The following is a 17,839-nucleotide window of genomic DNA, read 5'->3' as shown; positions in this document are numbered from 1 at the left end:
CGGCCCAGCCCCACCCGGTCCGGCCCAGCCCGGTCCGGTGCCGGGGTGGCCTGGTCCCGTCTGCCGGCCTCCGACGTCGCCCCCGCCCCCGCTTCGGGGCGTGGGGGGTCAGCCTCCCTGACCGCGCTACCGACCGGGCCGACCTGCACCGGGGAGCCGGTGCCGTCCGTGACGGGCAGGGTGGCGGCGCCCGGCCAGGCAAGGGTGACCGACTTCGTCTCGTCCGGCGGGGTCACCACCAGCCCGGTGACGCGGATGCCGGAGCCGCCCGACGTGTTGACCGGGGCCCGAGGAAGACGCGGTGGACGCGGATGACCCGCTGGACGCGCTGGACGCGGACGACGGGCCGCTCTGCCCCATGCCGTCATCGCCGTTCTGGCAGGCCGTGAGCGAGAGACCCGCCGCAACGGCCACCGCCGCCGGGCGCGAGAGCTGAGCCGGTGGTGAAGGGGTCCTCAAGGAGTTGGCGGCGCGCCGAGCCGCTCACCCCCGAGGGCCGCGCGCAGGCCCGGATCCGCGCGGTCGTCGAGGGTCGTGCCGAGGTGGCGCAGTTCGCCGCGCCGCTCCGGATCCGCGCGGGTGGTCAGGGCCGTGGCCCAGCCCACCCGGTCCTCGTCGGCGACGCCGGCCGTCTCGTGGAACAGCGCGTACAGGGCGTACCAGCGGACGGCGGCGTCGTCGTCCTCGGCCAGCCGGAGCAGCGCCTCGACGACCCGGCCCTGCGTACGGCCGGGATCGGCCAGGTCGGGAAGCGCGGCGGCGACCGCGAAGCGCACTGGCTGCGCCGCGTGGGACCGGTGGCCGAGCACGAGGTCGAGGTTCTCGCGGGCGGCGTGGTAGCCGAGGACGGAGATCATGCACCCCAGGACCCAGGGGTCCGGCTCGCTGGGCAGCTCCGCCATGACGACCGCGATGGTCTCCGTGGTGAAGGGCCTGCGGCCGTCGGCGCCGTGGCGGCCCAGCTCGCGCAGGACCCGCGCCCCCAGTTCCCGCTCTGCCGGTTCCTCGTGGGCCAACAGGGCCGCCGCCCGCTCGAAGACCAGCCGGGTCGGCCGGGCGTGCAGGGCGAGCAGGCCGGGCACCGGGCCGTCGTCGTCCGCCTGGACTTCGGCCAGGGCCGCCGCGAACAGGTCGTCCGTGGCCGGACCCACTGCCTCGCCGTCCATGCGGCTCCCCCCTGTTTCCCCGGTGTCCCCCGGTGTCCCCCGGCGCCCGTATCCGGTGCCCAGTATGCGGCGCGGGCTGTGCGCCGGGTCGCCCGCCTACGCACTGGGCGCGGGCTCCTCGGGGACGTACGCCTGCCGACTCGCGGGGGTCCGCACGACCGGCACGTGGTCGGGATGGGTGAGCCCGCTTGCCCTGCGGGCTTTCGTCCGGTGGATCCACCGGCCCGGTCCGCGCCGGACCCTCCTGGCGTCGTGGGAGCGGGGTGCCCGCGTCCGGTGGCTGACCTGGGCGCGGGTACAGTCGGCGTGCCCGGCCGCCGGATACCGGGGCGGCCTCCCGCGGCCCCGGCCGCTTCCCTCACGTCGAACGGGTGCCGTCATGACGCACATACAGGATGCGGCGCTGCCGAGCGACGGCGGTTCGGAGCCGGATCTGGACGCGCGGATCCCGCGGATACGCAGACGCCTGGAGCGGCTGATCGGCATCGCCGCCACCGAGGGCAACTCACTGGTCCCCCTGCGCAACGGTGACGAGATCTTCGCGGCGATGCTCGACGGCATCGCCGGTGCGCGGCACACGGTCGACATGATGACGTTCGTGTACTGGCGTGGCGAGATCGCGGAGCGGTTCGCCCGGGCCCTTTCCGAGCGGGCGGCCAGCGGGGTACGGGTGCGGCTGCTGTTGGACGGGTTCGGCAGTCGGCTGATCGAGAAGGAGCAGCTGGCGATGATGGAGCGGGCCGGCGTGCAGGTGGCCTGGTTCCGCAAGCCGCTGTACCTGTCGCCGCTGAAGCAGAACCACCGCTGCCACCGCAAGGTTCTGGTCGTCGACGAGCAGACGGCGTTCACCGGGGGTGTGGGGATCGCCGAGGAGTGGTGCGGTGACGCCCGCAACGAGCACGAGTGGCGCGACACCCACGTCCAGGTGCGCGGTCCGGCGGTCGACGGGATCGGCGCCGCGTTCGCTCAGAACTGGGCGGAGTGCCACGAGGAGCTCTTCGACCACCGGGACCGGTTCATCACCCACGAACAGCAGGGCCATGCCGTGGTGCAGGTCGTACGCGGGTCGGCCAGCTTCGGGTGGCAGGACATGCAGACCCTGATCCGGGTCGTGCTGGAGTCCGCCGAGGAACGCGTGCGCCTGGCCACGGCCTACTTCTCACCGGACGCCTTCTTCATCGAGCTGCTGTGCGCGACGGCGCGGCGCGGGGTAGAGGTGGAGATCCTGCTGCCGGGGCCGTTCACCGACAAGCGGGTCTGCCAGCTCGCCGGTCAGTACTACTACGAGGACCTCACCGCCTGTGGTGTGAAGATCTACCAGTACCAGCCGACGATGATGCACGCCAAGATCATCACGGTGGACCGGGTCGCTTCCCTGATCGGCTCGACGAACTTCAACCGGCGCTCGCTGGACCATGACGAGGAGATCATGCTCGCCGTCCTCGACACGGAGTTCACCGCGACCCTGGACCAGCACTTCGACGAGGACCTCAAGGTCAGCGAGCAGATCAAGGGAGGCCGCTGGAAGCGGCGTTCCCCCCTCCAGCGGGCACGGGAACTCGCCGTCATCCCCATCCGCCGGTACCTGTGAGGCTCAGGTCGAAGCGTCGGGGAGCTGGTTCCGCAGGCCCCAGGACGCGGCCCGGCGATCCGGGGTCCTGAACCAGCCGCTGAACGCCCGTCCCCCGGGCTGCTCGGTGCGGCGCCGCTCGGCTCTCTCCAGGACCCGCTCGGCCTCTGCCCGCCAGGCAGGCGTGTCCGCGCGGGGCGGCGGCTCGAAGCGACCCCGTTCGTGCGCTTCGGCGGCGGCTCCGAAGAAATCGCCGCCCTTGCGCTTGACGTCGTCCGTCCCCCACGCCCGGTCCGGGCCCTGCGGCGGCACCTTCTGCAGAGGGGGGATGTGCTTGGCGCAGTGGATGTACGCCTCCTCGACGGCGACCTCCACCCAGACCCGGGCCCGGCGGCCGGGCACGGGGTCGACCGCGAGCCAGGAATGAGCGCGGCGCATCTCGTCGTCGCCCACGATCCTTGCCCTGCCATTGACGTGCAGGCCGATGCGGTCCCGCAGGAAGTCGACCATGAGGATGCCGACGTGGGGGTTCTCCTCGATGTTGCCGAGGCTGGCCTGTACGCCGTTGCCCCGGTACTCGGGGTAGGCGAGGGTCCGGTCGTCCAGGACGTGGAGGAACCCGGGCGGGCCGGCACGGAAGGTGTTGTCACACTCGCCGTGTCCGTCGGCGGTCGCCAGGAAGAACATCTCCTGCCGCGCCACGAAGTCCCGCATGCGGGTGTTGAGCCGGTCGAGGACCTGTTCGGCATAGAAGGTGTCCGCGCGCTCGGCGGTGCCCGTGCGCTGCTGGAGCAGGTGTTCGCCGGCGCTGCCGGGACGTGCGGTGCGATCCGGCGCGGCGCGGCGGTGACCGGTCTCTTCGGATGTGCTCACGTCCTCGCCCCGACCAGTTCGGCGAGGGAGTCGTGCCATATGCGGTCGGTGGACATGCCGATGCCCACGAGTGTGTCGACGCCTCGGCGGATCATCCCGGGCGGCCCCGACAGGTACGCGTCGTAGGTGTGCCACGGACCGTACTGGGACACCGCCTCCGGGAGGCCGGCGCCCAGGCCACCGGTCGGCCCGTCGTCGACGACGGGGCGGACCGAGAGCCAGGGGTGCGTCTTCTGCAGGAGCAGCATCGTGTCCATGTCGTACAGGTCGTGGTCGCGGCGGGCTCCGTAGAACACCTGGACGGAACGTCGGCGGCCGTGTTGGGCCACGTCCTCGACCAGGGCCCTGATGGGTGCGATGCCGGTACCGCCGCCGAGGCACAGCAGTCCGCTGTCGGTGCTGTGGTCCACGGTCATCGACCCGGCGGGTGCCCCGAGCCGGATCACATCACCCCGGCGGGCGCGCCGCACGAGGGCGTTGGAGACCCAGCCCGCCGGCACGGCCTTGACGTGGAAGGAGAGCAGGCCGTCCGAGCGGGGCGCCGAGGCGAAGGAGTAGTGCCGCCACACGCGCGGCCACCAGGGGGTCTCCAGGGAGGCGTACTGCCCGGCGCGGAAGGGGTAGGGCTGATCGGGGCGGACCGTCACGACAGCGACGTCCGGCGTACGCATCTCGTGGGAGACGACCTCCGCCTGCCACCAGGCGGGTGCGCGCAGCTCGTTCTCGGCCGCGGCGTCGATCATGATCTGGGAGATCGCGGTGTACGCGGCCACCCAGGCGGCCTCGGCCCGTGGACCCCAGCTGCGCTCCGCGTAGCGGGAGAGGGCTCCGATGAGGCATTCACCGACGGCCGGATAGTGCCCGGGGAGGGTGCCGTACTTCCGGTGCCCGCGGCCGAGATGGGTCAGGTACGTGGTCAGGGCGGCCGGATCGTCGACGTGCGTCGCGGCGGTGAGCAGCGCCTTGAAGAGGCGGTCGCGCTGGGTGTCCATCGCGGCGGGGAAGAGGGCCCGCAGGTCGGGGTGCCGAACGAAGAGCAGGGCGTAGAAGTACGAGGTGACCTTGTCGGCGATGGGCTCGATCTCGGCCATGGTGCGGCGCAGGAGAGCGGCGTCCGAGGTGTCTTCGGGCGCGGCGGCGGCCGCGGGGGGCGGCGCGGCGGGGGGCGGCGTGGCGGACGGCGCGGGAGGCGGCGTGGCGGACTGGGGAGCCCCCGGGCTCGGCTCCGGTGCCGCGGGGCCCGTACGGATCCTGTCCGCACCGCTGCGCACAGGGCGAATCGGTGTGACGGGGCGGCTGGGTATCCGGTCCGCCGTGTGCCGGTCGTCGCGCTCTCCCCCAGCCGGTCTCTTGACCGGGCTCGGGCTGAACCAGCCTTCGTCCCGGGTTGTCCCGTCGGAGCTGCGGCCGTCAGCCGAAGTGTTGGTCGGGGTGTCCATCGGTTCGCCTCGCCTCGGACGTCTTTCGGTCGGCCTACGGATTCGGGGCCGCGTGTGCCCCGAATTCCCTGTCTTCACCCTGCCTGCCCGTACGTCCCACCCGCCCCTTGCACGCTGTTGATCCGTCCCGCACTCGGCGCTCGACGGAGTCCGGACATCCGAACGGGCTCGACCCTACCCCGGCCTCGGAAATCCCCGAACGTGGCCTCGAACTGGCCGAGCTGGCCGTATTCCTGCTGGTCAGAGCACCCTAGGGGGGCCGGGGGGTCGGATTCCTCAACCGAGTGACCAAGGGGCCGGGCCGACAACACAGGCCGTCCGCCGCCCGGTTATGAGGGATGTGCCCAGATCAAAGCCGCGCAGCGATGCGAACTCCTCACAGAGCGCACCCGAGACCTTCACATTTCCCGTCAGGCCTCTCGACGGGGCGGCCGTGCCAGTCCACGCACACCATCAGGCAGTCGTCGGAGGCAGGTCCGGAGCCGCGGTACCCGAGCAGTTCCCGCAGCATGGCCCCGGGAACCTGTGAGGCGGGCAGCAGACGGGTACGGGTGACCGACCTGGCCAGGGCGCGCAGGCTGAACTTCTCGCCGCCCGGCGACAGCGCGTCATAGACGCCGTCACTGACGAACAGTAGGCGGTCCCCGGGTTCGGCCTTGAAGTACTGCGCCACGTAGGCGGTGTCCTCGAACATGCCCAGCGGCACCTGGTGCTCCAGCTCGGCCCGCTCGACCGTTCCCTCGCGCAGCCGCCACACCCGGGGGGATCCGACGTCGATGATCTCCACGTCACCGGTCGGGATGTGGAACCGCAGCCGCCCGGCACGCCTGCGGGAACACGTCCGTGTCCCGTCCGGCGACGACCATCTCGCGCGCCAACGCGTTCGCGCGCTGGCGGAGTTCCTCCAGGACCTCGCTCGCCGGCCCGTCGTTCTCCCCTCCGGCGGGCAGACTGACGCTCAAGACCCCCAGCCGGTCTCCCCGGACGCCGACGGGCAGGTGCACTGTTACCGTGGATGCCTGCCTGCCTGCCTGCCTGCCTGCCTGCCTGCCTGCCTGCCTGCCTGCCTGCCGTGCACGCAGTGCGGTTCCTGGGCTCCGAACGCACGGCCGGGAGCACCCTCGTGCACCGGCACCGGCACCGGGGGGCGGGTGTGTGGCAGCACCCCGACGGGCTGCAACCGTGTCACCGCGTAGTCCGCCACCAGGAGTTCCACCTCGACGGCATGGTGACGGCGCTCGATGAGGGAGCGGATCACCGTGAGAATCTCATGCTGCGCGGCCTCGCGCAGGGAACGCTCGACGACGCCGCTGGGTCTGTCCCCTGCTACCGGTCCTCCTTTCCTTCACATATCTTCGTCGGTGCGACTGCACGCATCGACCAGCCGGAACGGGCGCAATGGCCCCCGCGGGAGTGTCACATGAGCGAGCCCCCTCCTACTCTCCAGCAGCACCCTTCTCATGCCGCGGTCGAGATCGGGCAGGTGCTCGAGCTCCTCGAAGTCGCTTGGGAACGCGGCCGCAGCATGCTCGACACCGCACCGCTCACGGCCGCCCAGACCCGTGTGCTGTACATCATCGAACGCGAGCCCGGCCTCAATCTGAGCTCGCTGGGCCGGCGCCTCTCGGCAGCCGCTCCATCCGTCACCCGCCTCTGCGACCGTCTCCAGGCAGTCGGCTTCCTCCACCGGAGCCCCCACCCGCACAACGGCCGCGAGACCCGGCTCGAGCTCACCGACGCGGGCACCGCGCACCTGCGGGGCGTCAGGCTCCGCAGGGAACAGGCGCTCCGCCGCGCCTTGAGCCGCATGCCTACCGACGCGCAGCACGCCCTCGCCTCCGGACTCAGCGCGCTGTGCACCGCGGTGAGTGAGCCCGTCCCCGCCGCGGCGGACCGGCACACCGCCTGAACCTGAGCAGGACGACTTCCAGTGGAGACGACAGACGCGGGCCGGGGTGATTCGCGTGCCGTGCTGGAGCGGCGGGCGGGGCTTGAGAGACTTGCGCGTATAGATGTCGCCCGCAGGAACAACGTCACCGTCACCGGCAACCCGCACGGCCGGACGGTAGTGCTGGCACACGGCTTCGGCTGCGACCAGAACATGTGGCGGTTGACGGTACCCGCGCTGGCCGAGGACTACCGGGTCGTGCTGTTCGATTACGTGGGCTCGGGCCGCTCCGATGCGTCGGCGTTCACGGAGGACCATTACGCCTCTCTGGACGGTTATGCCAGGGATGTGGTGGAGGTGTGCGAAGCCCTCGACCTGCGCGATGCGATCTTTGTGGGGCATTCGGTCAGCGCGATGGTCGGGGTGCTGGCCGCGGGCGCGGCGAAGGAGCGGATCGGCGCCCTGGTGATGGTCGCTCCGTCGCCGCGGTACATCGACGACGCCGACTACGCGGGCGGCTTCAGTGCCGAGGACATCGACGAGCTGCTGGCGTCGCTGTCCTTCGCCACCGGGCAGGCCGGCCAAGCCCCGCACGCCGTCGTCCAGGCGCTGACCGGCCTGCTGGACAGCTTCGGTGACGGCCTCGACGACGACACCGCCGTGCTCGCCACCTGGCCCCCGACGAGTGGCCTCGCATGAGCCCACAGGACACCCCGCCGGTCACACCGTGACACCGCCGGCCCGGGGCCGGCTGTCCAGCGCGCTCAGAAGTGTCGCGGCCGGTCGTAGTAGTCGCCGATCTGGCGGTGATAGTCCTCATTGCCGAGGTGCGTGTCCTTGTCGAACTCCGGCGCGGCCTTGATCTCGTCCTTGGTCCGGGCGACGTAGACCTTCTGCTCCCGCGCGTCGATCCGCTCGATCGTGCCCGCGGGCAGCAGAACTTCCTTGCCGAAGATCCACGGACCGGTGTCGACCACGATGTACGCGGAACCGACCTCGTCGGAATGCTTGTCGACCTTGCCGATGGAACCGTCGCTCGCCTCGACCTTGTAGCCCGTCAGATCCGCACCGGCCAGACGGCCGGACGTCTCGCGGTAACCCCACACATTCTCAGTCATACGAACAACTCCTTCATCACATCGGGAACAGCCACCGCTTCTTCCCCGTCATTTCCCCGGACCGGAGAGACACGATGGCGCCAAGACAGCGCCTGCCCGCAGGAATTCTCGCCATGCGGCACGAACGGTCCTTCTCCGAACTCCGTCCGGGGTGACGCGGGCGGCTGCCGATCTGTGGAGGCAACCGGTTCCGACTGCGTCACGGCAACCGCCCGGCCATGTACGCGCGTACCCGAAAAAGGCCGCCCTCACCAACCCGCCCGCACCAAGAAGACGGGTAAAGGTGGATGAGACGGGTGTGGGGCCCGTACCGAGTCGGTACGGGCCCCACACCACGCCTTGACGGCAGACGTGCCGCCTACCAGCGGTACCAGCGACCGCTGCCGCCCTTCGGACGGGCCACGAACCCGATCAGCCACAACACCAGCACCGCGATCGCGACCCACCAAAGGATCTTGAGCGCGAAACCGGCACCGAAGAGAATCAGGACCAGCAGAAGAACGAGAAGCAGGGGAACCATAGTTATCAACCTCCGAAGCGCCGTCTGCCCTGACTACCCCCACCCATGCATACGAACTTACTTGTTTCTTATCCATGCAGGCGGGAAGCCACGCCTGTACGTCCGCGCACAAACAATCCGGGCCGCCACCCGGGCACGTTTACTTTCGACGGATCCGGTCATACGTGATGACGCAAGCGTTTTCTACCGCTGGGAGTGATGACCGTGTCCGGTGAAGAAAAGGCCAAGGCCAAGGGCGAGCAGGCCAAGGGGAAGGCCAAGGAAGCCGCCGGGCGCCTCGTCGGCAACGAACGCCTCACCGCGGAAGGCCGCGCCGAGCAGGCCAAGGGCGACGCCCGCCAGGCGAAGGAAAAGATCAAGGACGTCCTCAAGGACTGAACCCGCGCTCCTCATGACCGCGTGGAGGGCCGGACCCTGGTCGGGGTCCGGCCCTCCACGCGGTCATGAGGAGCGTTGGCCTGTCGAGGCGATCTCGTGGTAGCCGCGTCACCGGAGGGTGAGGTCCGCGGTGATCCGCTTGCCATCGCCGTGCGGGGTCACCGTGACGCGGTCAGCGAGGCTCTGGACGAGGGGCCAGCCGTACCCCCCGATCCGGATCCCGGGGACGTGCCCGGCCGCGGACACCGGATGTTCGGGGCTGTGGTCACCGACGGACACCAGCAGCGCGTCACCACGCACGTACGCGTGGAAGGAGGTCAGCCCGCCTCCATGGCGGATCGCGTTGGTGACCAGTTCGGAGGTGACCATGAGCGCGTCCATCACCGCACGGCGGTCCGGTGCCAGACCCGAGCGCTCCAGCAGGGCCGCCACGGTCTCGCGGGCCGCCGCCACCGTGGTGGGCACTGGTCCCGAGACGGCAGGGGCCGGCTCAGGATGGTCCTCCCGTGAGCGCGTCATGTATCCCCGTCTACCCCGTGCCGTACCAAAACCACGTGATCCCCGCACAACGCCCGACGCCCCACGCCTACCGGACGAGTCCGGGATTCCGGCCCGCCCGCGTTCCGCAGAATGGTTCCCGAGGGCAACTGCTCCGTTCGGCCAACGGCCACCTGGCGTCCGGTGCTGCGAGAACCCGGTGGCCGTGGTCGGATCATGTGTCATGAACCCTGCCCACACGCACACCCCGCGACCGCTCACAGAAGCCGATGAGCGCCGAGCGGCACGGGCGGCGATCGCGGCCCACGCCGTGAGCCCCGCCGAGCTGCTGTGTTTCCTGGACATACTCGGCCTCCAACCGGAGCGTGACCACGAGCGGTACCGCGAGGGTGCCGGGGACGCGTTGATGGGCTTCAACGGGCCTTGACGCAAGGAGCCGCGGACGCTTGGCCGCGGCCGGCTGTCCCCTCTGCTCCGTGCCTGCCAGGACCGGAACCGAACCAGGACCGGAACCGGCAGCCCCTCCCCCGGGTCGGCGGTCCCGGGCGGGCGTACGCGGGACGAGTGACCTTCGCCAGCGGTCCCGTGCCGAGGATGCGCACCTGACGCTGCCCGCCGCCCGCGGCGGGCAGCGCGTCCCGCTGGGCGGTGGATAGGGGATCAGCCGGTGTCGAGACCGTCGATCAGGCGGTTGAGGAACCGGGTGAAGGTCGCTTCGGGGGTGACGGGCCGTCCCGGGGCGGCAAGGGCTTCGGCGAGTTCCGGATGGTGGCCGTCGGCGGCGACAGCGGCGAAGTAGCGGGCCTCGGCCGCGGCCCGGTCCGGGGACCGTGACGCCGCCGCCTGCGCGATTTCGTGGGCGACGTGCCCGGCCACGAATCCGGTGAGCTGGGCGAAGACTTCCAGCTTCGCCCCACCGTCCAGGGCGGTGGGGCGCATGACGGCCAGCGCGTGCTCCAGGAAGGCCAGCGTGCGGGGGCCCGGAACGCGGCGGGTGGACAGGGCGGCGGGCAGCCAGTGATGGCGCAGCATGTGGACGCGCTGCATGTGGGCGACGGTCTTCAGGTCGGCGCGCCAGTCGCCGGTGGGCGGGTCCGTGACCGTCAGTTCGCCGCTGACGTGGTCGACCATCAGCTCCAGCAGCGTCTCTTTGTCCGGGGCGTAGCTGTAGAGCGACATGACGCCGGCGCCGACCTCGGCGGCGACCCTGCGCATGGTGACCGCGTCGAGGCCCTCCGCGTCCGCGATCGCGACGGCCGCCGTCGTGATCGCTTCGCGGCTGAAGGAGGGCCTGCGGCCCCTGCGGGGCTCGGCGGGACGCAACCAGAGCTGTTCCGGGTCGACACCTGCGGCGCCGGATCCTCCGTCATGGGGCACGGTCGTGCGCTCCTTCCCCCGGGTGTCGAGCCGGCTCTCGCAAGGCGGCCCTTGCCAAGATCATCCAAGCATGCTTTATTCTCGTACACAGTACGGGAATAAGGGAGTGAATGATGTCAGCACGCAAGCCCGATGCCGCGGCCGGACCGTCCTGGGCGCCACCATCTGGAAGGCCGCCGCTGTCCGCACGGATGATGGGGGCGACCTGGCGGGGCCTCCCGGCGAAACGGCACGAGGTCGGATGGGAGCCGGGGCTGGAGGTGCCGGCCGCCGACGGCAGCCCGTTGATCACTGACCACTACTTCCCGCGCTCGGAGGGCGATTTCCCCACGCTCCTCGTGCGCTCGCCCTACGGCCGAGGCCTGCCGTGGTCTCCCATGTACGGCCTGCTCTTCGCCGAACAGGGCTTTCACGTGGTCCTGCAGAGCTGCCGCGGCACCGGCGGCTCGGGCGGCGCGTTCGACCTGTGGCGCAACGAGGCCGCAGATGGTCAGGCCACCGTGTCGTGGCTGCGCGGGCAGCCGTGGTTCGACGGGACACTGGGTACGGTCGGCCCCAGCTATCTGGGCTACGTACAGTGGGCCCTCGCCATGGATCCGCCGCCGGAACTGAAGGCGATGGTGGTGCAGGTGGGCCTGCACGATCCGCACGCCCTGTTCCACGCGGACAGTGGTGTGCTGCGCCTGGAGAACGCCCTCGTCGTCGGCATGGGCATGACCTACCAGCACCAGGGCGTGGCGTCGTTCCTGAAGGCGGCGCTCCGCCTGCAGCGCCGCCTTCGCGCCGTCACCACCGCGCAGCCCCTGCGCCGGGCGTACGAGTCCGCCCTCGGGGGCGAAGTGCCCTGGCTGGACGACGTAATGACGCACCCCGACGCCACGGACGCCCACTGGCTCGGAGCGTCGCTGGCTGAGCCGGCGGAGCGGCACCGCGTGCCCACGGCTCTGATCACCGGATGGCACGACGTGCTGGTCGACCAGACCTTCGAGCAGTACCATCGGCTGCGTCAGGCCGGCTGCGCGACAACCCTGCTCGTCGGCCCCTGGACCCACGCTTCCGCCCTGCAGCAGGGCTGGCCCGAGGTGTTCGCCGAGAGTCTCGCATGGCTGCGCACCCACCTGTACGCCGACTCCTCCGGCCTGCGCCCCACTGCGGTACGCGTCCACGTGGGCGGCGAGAACGCCTGGCGGGACCTCGACGACTGGGCCCCGGCCCCCGCTGCCACCGCGTGGTACCCCACTCCGGGCGGGCATCTCACCCAGCAGGCCCCGACGGACGGCGCACCCCTGGTGTCGTTCCGCTACGACCCGGCGGATCCCACCCCCTCGCTCGGCGGGCCCTTGCTCTCCCGCACCGCAGGGCCCCAGGACAACGGCAGCCTGGAGGCCCGAGACGACGTCCTGACGTTCACCGGGCCGCCACTGACCGAGCCCGTGGACGTACTGGGCCCGGTCTCCGCACGGTTGAGCATCTCCACGGACACCGGGCACGCCGATGTCTTCACCCGCTTGTGCGACGTGGACGCACAAGGCCGCTCCGTCAACATCTGTGACGGCCTGGGCCGACTTCGGGCGACCGAACACGCGACCTCACAGGTCACCGTGCCGATGAGCACGACCGCCCATCGTTTCGCCGTCGGCCACCGCATGCGCTGGCAGATCAGTGGCGGCGCACACCCGCGCTACACCCGCAATCCAGGCACCGGGGAGTCGCCGGTGGACGCCCGCACCTTCGTACCGGTGCGCATCACGGTTCACGCGAACTCGACCTTGATGCTTTCCCGAAACGACGGGCTCGCGTGAGGTCGGCCGGGTCGATGACCCTCCGGAGTGGAGTGGGGACGAGGACGACGCGGTGAGCCGGGAACCCGGGAGGGATCCCGGCCACGCGTCACGGTCGGCTGACGTCAGAGCACCAGGCTGAGGCCGATGGCCGCCGCGAAGCCGGTGACGGACAGGATCGTCTCCAGCACGGTCCAGGACCTCAGGGTGTCCTTCACCGAGGTGTTGAAGTACTTGGAGATGATCCAGAAGCCGCCGTCGTTGACGTGCGAGGCGATGATCGAGCCTGCCGCGATCGAGACCGCGATCAGGGCCAGGGCGGGCTGACTGTAGTCGGCGTCCTTCACCAGCGGGGCCACGATGCCGCCCGTGGTGACGATGGCGACCGTCGCCGATCCCTGGGCGACGCGCAGACCGCACGAGATCACGTACGCCAGGACGATCAGCGGGAGCCCGGCTGTGGACAGGGTCCCGGCCAGGGCCTTGCCGACGCCCGTGGCCGAGATGACGGCGCCGAAGAAGGCCCCCGCGCCGACCACCAGCAGGATCATGCCGACCGGTCGCAGCGCCGCCCCGCCCAGCTCCGTGAGCTGCTGCTTGGTCATGCCCCGGTCGTGGCCCAGGAGTTTGATGGCCACCAGGCACGACAGGGTGAGCGCCACGGCGGGGTTGCCGATGAAGGTGAGGAAGGGCAGTACGGCCGCGTCCTTGTCCAGGAAGACCGTCCCGAAGGTGGCGCCGAGGATCAGCACCAGCGGCACGCAGATGACCACCGCCACCTTGGCCAGCGACACCGGCTCCCGGCCGTCCGCGTCCACGGCGCCCTCCCGCGGGGCGGTGAACTCCTCCGGCACCTCGATCATGATCCGGTTGCCGATCCACTTCGGCCACAGCACGCCCGCCACGAAGAACGCGGGCAGCCCGCAGGCCATGCCCATCACGATGAGCCAGCCGAGGTCGATGCCGAGCAGCCCGGCGAGGGCGACCGGCCCCGGGTGCGGCGGCAGGAACGCGTGGGTCATCGACAGGCCCGCCAGCAGCGGCAGGGCGAACAGCAGCATCGACTTGCCGCTGCGCTTGGCCACCACGTAGACGAGCGGCGCGAGGACGAAGATGCCGATGTCGAAGAAGACGGGGATGCCGAAGATGAGGCCGGTCAGGCCCATCGCCAGGCCCGCGCGCTTCTCGCCGAACGCCTGGAGCAGCCGCTGGGTGAGGACTTCGGCGCCGCCGGAGGCCTCCAGGAGCGAGCCGAGCAGCGAGCCCAGTCCGACGATCAGGGCGATGTGGCCGAGGATCCCGCCGAAGCCGCCTTCGATCAGCGACTCCTTGCTGCTGAGGGCCGTCCCGACGATGGTGTTGACGGGCAGGCCCGCCGCGAGGGCCAGCAGCAGGCCGGTGACCACGAGGGAGATGAAGGGTTCGAGCTTGAACTTGATGATCAGCAGGAGGAGGAAGGCGATGGATATCGCGGACAGGACGAGCAGTCCGGCCGTTTCGTGCTGGAGCCAGTGGATCACTGCTGGTACCCCGCCCCGGCCAGGACCTTGGTGAACGCCTTGGCACGCCGGGTGATCTCCGCCCAGTCCCCGGCCTCGACCGCGGCCGGGGGCACGACGTCGGTGCCCGCGCAGACGGCGAGCGCGCCGTTCGCGAGGAACGCGCCCGCGTTGGAGGCGTTGACGCCGCCCGAGGCGACCAGGGGTATGTCCGGGTAGGGGCCGTGCAGGTCTCTGAAGTAGCCGGGGCCGAAGTGCTTCGCGGGGAAGATCTTCACGGCCGCCGCGCCCAGGTCCAGCGCGTCGGCCACCTCGGAGGGCGTCAGCGCGCCCATCACCACCGGCACGCCCGCCCCGTGTGCGGCGGCCGCGACCAGGGGGCGCAGCCCCGGGGTGACGAGGAATCCGGCGCCGGCCTCGACGGCCTCGCGTGCCTGGTCGGCGGTGAGGACGGTGCCGACACCGACCCGGTGGCCGGCGGCGGCGGCCCGCGCGATGTGGGCGCCCACCCCGGGGGTGGTGAAGGTGAGTTCGGCCGTGTGGATCCCCCCGGCCGCCAGGGCCGCGCAGAGCGCGGCTGCGTCGGGGATGCGCGGTGCTCGCACGACGGCGATCACGGGATCCGCGGCGAGCGTGGCCAGGAGGGCCCCGGTGGTGGGGGCAGGGGTGGTCGCGGGGGTGGTCATGCTGCTGCCTCGGTTCCTCGGTGGGTGCGGCGCAGCGCCCGGCCGGGCAGTGCGCCGGTGGGCGTGCCGTCGTGGACGACGGCCGTGCCGTTGACGTAGACGTAGGGGATGCCGGCGGCCGGGCTCCGGGGGTGTTCGAAGGTGGCGGTGTCCCGGACGGTGTCCGGGTCCAGGAGCACCAGGTCGGCGTGGTAGCCGGGACGGACGAGGCCGCGCCGGACCAGGCCCAGGCGGCGGGCCGGGCGGCCCGTCATCCGGGTGATGGTCTCCTCCAGGCTGAGCACGCCCAGTTCGCGGCTGTAGTGGGCGAGGTAGCGGGCGAAGGTGCCCCAGGCCCGGGGGTGCGGCCGGGCCCCGGTCAGCAGGCCGTCGCTGCCGACGGTGTGGGCGGGGTGGCGCATGATGGCCCGGACGTTCTCCTCGTGGCCGACGTGCTGGAGGATCGTGGTGGCCAGGGAGTCCTCGCGCAGCAGCTCGAAGAAGACCTCGGTGCCGGTGCGGCCCCGCTCGGCGGCGATCTCGGCGACCGTCCGGCCCACGAGCGGCGCGAGGCGCTGGTCCTGGACGCCGGAGAGCTGGATCGTGGCCCAGTCGGTGACCACGCCGTGGCAGCCGTCGCTGCCCCGCTCCTCCACGTCCTCCCGGATCCGCTCGCGGTCGGCGGCGGAGGTGAGCCTGGCCAGGGTGGCGTCCGGGCCGCCCTCGGTGGCCCAACTGGGCAGCAGGGCGGACAGGGTGGTGGAGCCGGGGAGGTAGGGGTAGCTGTCGAGGGTCAGGTCCACGCCCCCGGCGAGGGCCGCGTCGACCAGCGCGAGCAGTTCGCCCGCCCGGCCCTCGTTGACGCCGAAGTTCATGGTGGCGTGGGTGAGGTGGAGCGGGCAGCCGGAGCGGCGGGCGATCTCCACCATCTCCGCGTACCCCTCCAGCGCGCCCGCCCCGTAGGACCGCTGGTGCGGCGCGTGGTACCCGCCGTACTCCGCGACCACCTCGCACAGCGCGACGAGTTCGGCGGTGTCGGCGTACATGCCGGGGGAGTAGGTGAGGCCGCTGGACATGCCGACCGCGCCCTCGCGCAGCCCCTGGGCGAGCAGCCCGCGCATCCGGTCGAGCTCGGCCGGGGTGGGCGGGCGGTTGTCCCAGCCCATGGCGAGCATCCGTACGGAGCCGTGCGGCACCAGGTAGCAGGCGTTGACGCCGGCGCCCCGGTCGATCCGGTCGAGGTACTCGCCGATGGTGCGCCAGTCCCAGTCGAAGCCTGATCCGTCCCCGGGGTTCCCGTTCCAGCCGGCGATCTGGCGGCGCAGCGCCGGGAGGGTGGTGTCGTCCACCGGGGCGTAGGACAGGCCGTCCTGGCCGAGGACTTCGCAGGTGACGCCCTGGGTGACCCGGGAGGGGTGCTCGGGCTCGATCAGCAGCCGCAGGTCGGAGTGGGCGTGCATGTCGATGAACCCGGGGGCCAGGACGAGGCCGTCCGCGTCGAGGACCTGGCGCGCGGTACGGGGTCCTTCACCGGGAGCGGCGACCTCCTCGATCGTCGCGCCGGTGACGGCGACGTCGGCCCGGAAGCGTCCGGCGCCGGTGCCGTCGACGACGGTGGCGCCCCGGAAGAGCAGATCGGGCGTCGGGGCGGCCATCAGAAGTACGTCCTTACGAGGTCCACCACGCGCGGATGTTCGGCGTCGGCGTCGTCGAGCACGGGGATCAGGGCCCACTTGTCGAAGGCGGTGCAGGGGTGCGAGAGGCCGAGGCGCAGGACCGCGCCCACGGGTGCCTGGTCCCCGGCGTCGCGCAGGAAGGCGTGCTGGTCGTTCAGGGCGGTGATCTCGCCCGAGGCGAGGGGGCCGTGGCCGCGCACCGACTGGGGTTCGGGCAGCCCCTCGTCGAAGGGGAAGTCGCGCTTGCCGCCGTTGAGCAGGGCCAGTTCGGGCTCGGGCCGGGAGACGACCTGGCTCCAGCCGTGCATCGCGGAGCGCAGCGGCGTCTCGCCAGGGGTGCGCGACAGGGGGGAGATGGTCCGGTAGAAGCCGTCGTCGTGGGCGAGGTAGGCGCCCGCGCGGACGATCACGACGGTGCCCGGCACCTCTGCGGCGAGCGGTACGAGCTCTTCGGCGACGGTGTCGAAGTAGGCGCTGCCGCCCGCGGTGACGACCGGAGACGGGCTCTCGTACGCGTCGGCGAGACGGCGGTGGAGAGCGGCGAGCGCGCGCAGGTAGCCACGTACGGCGGCCAGTCCGGCCTCGGTGGCCTCGTGGGCCAGGGCACCCTCGTACCCGGCGGTGCCCGCCAGGCGCAGGGTCGGGGCCGCCACCACGGCAGCCGCGATCCGTTCGGCGGTGTCGAGGTCGCGGGCCCCGGTCCGGCCGCCCGCGGCGCCGAGTTCGACGAGCACCTCCACCGGGCGGCGGGCTCCCGCGGCCCGCAGGGCCTCGTCCATCAGTTCCACGGAGGTGACGGAGTCGACCCAGGAGGTGAAGGCGAACTCTGGCTCGCGGTCGAGCTCGCCGGCGAGCCAGGCCAGTGCGGCGGGGTCCAGGAGGGTGTTGGCCAGCATCAGCCGCGAGACGCCGAAGGCGCGGGCCACCCGTAGCTGCGGCAGGTTGGCGAGGGTGATGCCGTGGCTCCCCGCTTCGAGCTGGGCCCGCCACAGGGCGGGGGCCATCGTGGTCTTGCCGTGCGGGGCGAGGACGACCCCGGCCCGGCGGCACCAGTCGGCCATGGTGCGCGTGTTGTGCGCGAGGGCGGCGGCGTCGAGAGTCAGCAGCGGGGTGCCGAGGCCGACGAGGGTGGGGCCGGTCGCGAGGTACTGGCCGACCGTCAGGCCGTGGGCCGCCCGGGGCAGCGCCTTGAACCGCCAGTCGAGCGGTTCGTCCGCCAGTGCGGCCACGGCGGCGTGATTGATCCCGGGGCCGTCGGTATGGCGTGCGTAGCTCTGGTGATCCACGGTGGTCCTCCGGTACGGCTGATGCAGTGTGTTGCAACATGTGCAACGCTCGTTGCGTATGTTGCTGTTATGGTTCTAGCATTCCGTCGGAACGGATGGCAACGC

Annotated in this window: 20 protein-coding genes and 1 pseudogene; 7 read left to right on the top strand and 14 right to left on the bottom strand. The window is 71.5% G+C overall.

Annotated features, from left to right (window positions below):
- Positions 1 to 108 precede the first annotated feature (108 nt).
- A pseudogene (locus tag QMF80_RS06400) lies at positions 109 to 284 on the bottom strand (DUF4232 domain-containing protein); the annotation flags it as partial.
- 17 nt (positions 285 to 301) lie between these two features.
- On the opposite strand from QMF80_RS06400, the gene QMF80_RS06395 reads away from it, so the two are divergent.
- Entirely contained in the window at positions 302 to 436 is a 135-nt protein-coding gene (locus QMF80_RS06395; protein ID WP_283450402.1) for a hypothetical protein, read from the top strand.
- A 19-nt stretch (positions 437 to 455) separates the two neighbouring features.
- Here the strand turns inward: QMF80_RS06395 and QMF80_RS06390 are convergent, their stop codons facing one another.
- Positions 456 to 1,166, bottom strand: a complete 711-nt coding sequence (locus QMF80_RS06390) for a hypothetical protein (RefSeq protein WP_283450327.1) — start codon at positions 1,164 to 1,166, stop codon at positions 456 to 458.
- A gap of 379 nt (positions 1,167 to 1,545) precedes the next feature.
- Here QMF80_RS06390 and QMF80_RS06385 point away from each other — a divergent pair, with 379 nt between their 5' ends.
- Entirely contained in the window at positions 1,546 to 2,757 is a 1,212-nt protein-coding gene (locus QMF80_RS06385; RefSeq protein ID WP_283450325.1) for a phospholipase D-like domain-containing protein, read from the top strand.
- 3 nt (positions 2,758 to 2,760) lie between these two features.
- On the opposite strand, the gene QMF80_RS06380 is transcribed toward QMF80_RS06385, so the two are convergent.
- The 4 genes from QMF80_RS06380 to QMF80_RS38010 all read right to left on the bottom strand — a co-directional run bounded on the left by QMF80_RS06380 (position 2,761) and on the right by QMF80_RS38010 (position 6,010).
- Positions 2,761 to 3,609: a pyridoxamine 5'-phosphate oxidase family protein gene (locus QMF80_RS06380; RefSeq protein WP_283450323.1), complete on the bottom strand. Its 849-nt coding sequence runs from the start codon at positions 3,607 to 3,609 to the stop codon at positions 2,761 to 2,763.
- Positions 3,606 to 5,048 (bottom strand): globin domain-containing protein, encoded by a 1,443-nt coding sequence (locus QMF80_RS06375; RefSeq protein WP_283450321.1) that lies wholly within the window; start codon positions 5,046 to 5,048, stop codon positions 3,606 to 3,608. Before QMF80_RS06375 ends, QMF80_RS06380 begins: the two co-directional genes overlap by 4 nt.
- A gap of 376 nt (positions 5,049 to 5,424) precedes the next feature.
- Positions 5,425 to 5,835: a PP2C family protein-serine/threonine phosphatase gene (locus QMF80_RS38015; RefSeq protein ID WP_349372186.1), complete on the bottom strand. Its 411-nt coding sequence runs from the start codon at positions 5,833 to 5,835 to the stop codon at positions 5,425 to 5,427.
- A gap of 1 nt (position 5,836) precedes the next feature.
- A complete protein-coding gene (locus QMF80_RS38010; protein ID WP_349372185.1) occupies positions 5,837 to 6,010 on the bottom strand; it encodes a hypothetical protein in 174 nt (57 codons plus the stop codon).
- Between the two features lie 458 nt (positions 6,011 to 6,468).
- Here QMF80_RS38010 and QMF80_RS06365 point away from each other — a divergent pair, with 458 nt between their 5' ends.
- Positions 6,469 to 6,957, top strand: coding sequence for a MarR family winged helix-turn-helix transcriptional regulator (locus QMF80_RS06365; RefSeq protein ID WP_283450319.1), 489 nt, complete (start codon positions 6,469 to 6,471; stop codon positions 6,955 to 6,957).
- Between the two features lie 99 nt (positions 6,958 to 7,056).
- Positions 7,057 to 7,635: an alpha/beta fold hydrolase gene (locus QMF80_RS06360; RefSeq protein WP_283450396.1), complete on the top strand. Its 579-nt coding sequence runs from the start codon at positions 7,057 to 7,059 to the stop codon at positions 7,633 to 7,635.
- Positions 7,636 to 7,700: 65 nt separating this feature from the next.
- Here QMF80_RS06360 and QMF80_RS06355 read toward each other — a convergent pair whose 3' ends face one another.
- Positions 7,701 to 8,054 carry a PRC-barrel domain-containing protein gene (locus QMF80_RS06355; protein ID WP_283450318.1) on the bottom strand — a complete coding sequence of 118 codons (354 nt, stop codon included), beginning with the start codon at positions 8,052 to 8,054 and terminating at the stop codon, positions 7,701 to 7,703.
- 358 nt (positions 8,055 to 8,412) lie between these two features.
- Positions 8,413 to 8,574 carry a hydrophobic protein gene (locus QMF80_RS06350; protein WP_283450316.1) on the bottom strand — a complete coding sequence of 54 codons (162 nt, stop codon included), beginning with the start codon at positions 8,572 to 8,574 and terminating at the stop codon, positions 8,413 to 8,415.
- 204 nt (positions 8,575 to 8,778) lie between these two features.
- Between QMF80_RS06350 and QMF80_RS06345 the strand changes: the two genes are divergently transcribed.
- Positions 8,779 to 8,952, top strand: a complete 174-nt coding sequence (locus tag QMF80_RS06345) for a CsbD family protein (RefSeq protein WP_283450313.1) — start codon at positions 8,779 to 8,781, stop codon at positions 8,950 to 8,952.
- Positions 8,953 to 9,060: 108 nt separating this feature from the next.
- Here the strand turns inward: QMF80_RS06345 and QMF80_RS06340 are convergent, their stop codons facing one another.
- A complete protein-coding gene (locus QMF80_RS06340) occupies positions 9,061 to 9,417 on the bottom strand; it encodes an ATP-binding protein (RefSeq protein WP_283450311.1) in 357 nt (118 codons plus the stop codon).
- 256 nt (positions 9,418 to 9,673) lie between these two features.
- Here QMF80_RS06340 and QMF80_RS06335 point away from each other — a divergent pair, with 256 nt between their 5' ends.
- Complete coding sequence (locus QMF80_RS06335) at positions 9,674 to 9,877, top strand: hypothetical protein (RefSeq protein WP_283450309.1); 204 nt, start codon at positions 9,674 to 9,676, stop codon at positions 9,875 to 9,877.
- 233 nt (positions 9,878 to 10,110) lie between these two features.
- Here the strand turns inward: QMF80_RS06335 and QMF80_RS06330 are convergent, their stop codons facing one another.
- Complete coding sequence (locus QMF80_RS06330) at positions 10,111 to 10,827, bottom strand: TetR/AcrR family transcriptional regulator C-terminal domain-containing protein (RefSeq protein WP_283450307.1); 717 nt, start codon at positions 10,825 to 10,827, stop codon at positions 10,111 to 10,113.
- 194 nt (positions 10,828 to 11,021) lie between these two features.
- On the opposite strand from QMF80_RS06330, the gene QMF80_RS06325 reads away from it, so the two are divergent.
- Positions 11,022 to 12,629 (top strand): CocE/NonD family hydrolase, encoded by a 1,608-nt coding sequence (locus QMF80_RS06325; protein ID WP_283450394.1) that lies wholly within the window; start codon positions 11,022 to 11,024, stop codon positions 12,627 to 12,629.
- A gap of 104 nt (positions 12,630 to 12,733) precedes the next feature.
- Here the strand turns inward: QMF80_RS06325 and QMF80_RS06320 are convergent, their stop codons facing one another.
- Genes QMF80_RS06320 through QMF80_RS06305 form a run of 4 tightly spaced genes read right to left on the bottom strand, consistent with a single transcriptional unit; the run spans position 12,734 to position 17,734 of the window.
- Positions 12,734 to 14,128 (bottom strand): GntP family permease, encoded by a 1,395-nt coding sequence (locus QMF80_RS06320; protein WP_283450305.1) that lies wholly within the window; start codon positions 14,126 to 14,128, stop codon positions 12,734 to 12,736.
- On the bottom strand, positions 14,125 to 14,793 hold the full coding sequence (locus tag QMF80_RS06315) for a bifunctional 4-hydroxy-2-oxoglutarate aldolase/2-dehydro-3-deoxy-phosphogluconate aldolase (protein WP_283450303.1): 669 nt from the start codon (positions 14,791 to 14,793) through the stop codon (positions 14,125 to 14,127). The genes QMF80_RS06320 and QMF80_RS06315 overlap by 4 nt, the downstream gene beginning before the upstream one ends.
- On the bottom strand, positions 14,790 to 16,427 hold the full coding sequence (locus tag QMF80_RS06310) for an N-acyl-D-amino-acid deacylase family protein (RefSeq protein WP_283450302.1): 1,638 nt from the start codon (positions 16,425 to 16,427) through the stop codon (positions 14,790 to 14,792). Before QMF80_RS06310 ends, QMF80_RS06315 begins: the two co-directional genes overlap by 4 nt.
- Positions 16,427 to 17,734 carry an alanine racemase gene (locus QMF80_RS06305; RefSeq protein ID WP_283450300.1) on the bottom strand — a complete coding sequence of 436 codons (1,308 nt, stop codon included), beginning with the start codon at positions 17,732 to 17,734 and terminating at the stop codon, positions 16,427 to 16,429. Before QMF80_RS06305 ends, QMF80_RS06310 begins: the two co-directional genes overlap by 1 nt.
- Positions 17,735 to 17,839: the final 105 nt, after the last annotated feature.

Origin of the sequence: Streptomyces sp. G-G2, assembly GCF_030063135.1 — a bacterium.
GTDB lineage: Bacteria > Actinomycetota > Actinomycetes > Streptomycetales > Streptomycetaceae > Streptomyces.
The sequence above is the reverse complement of the archived record's forward strand: the minus strand, read 5'-3'. Positions and strand labels throughout refer to the sequence as shown.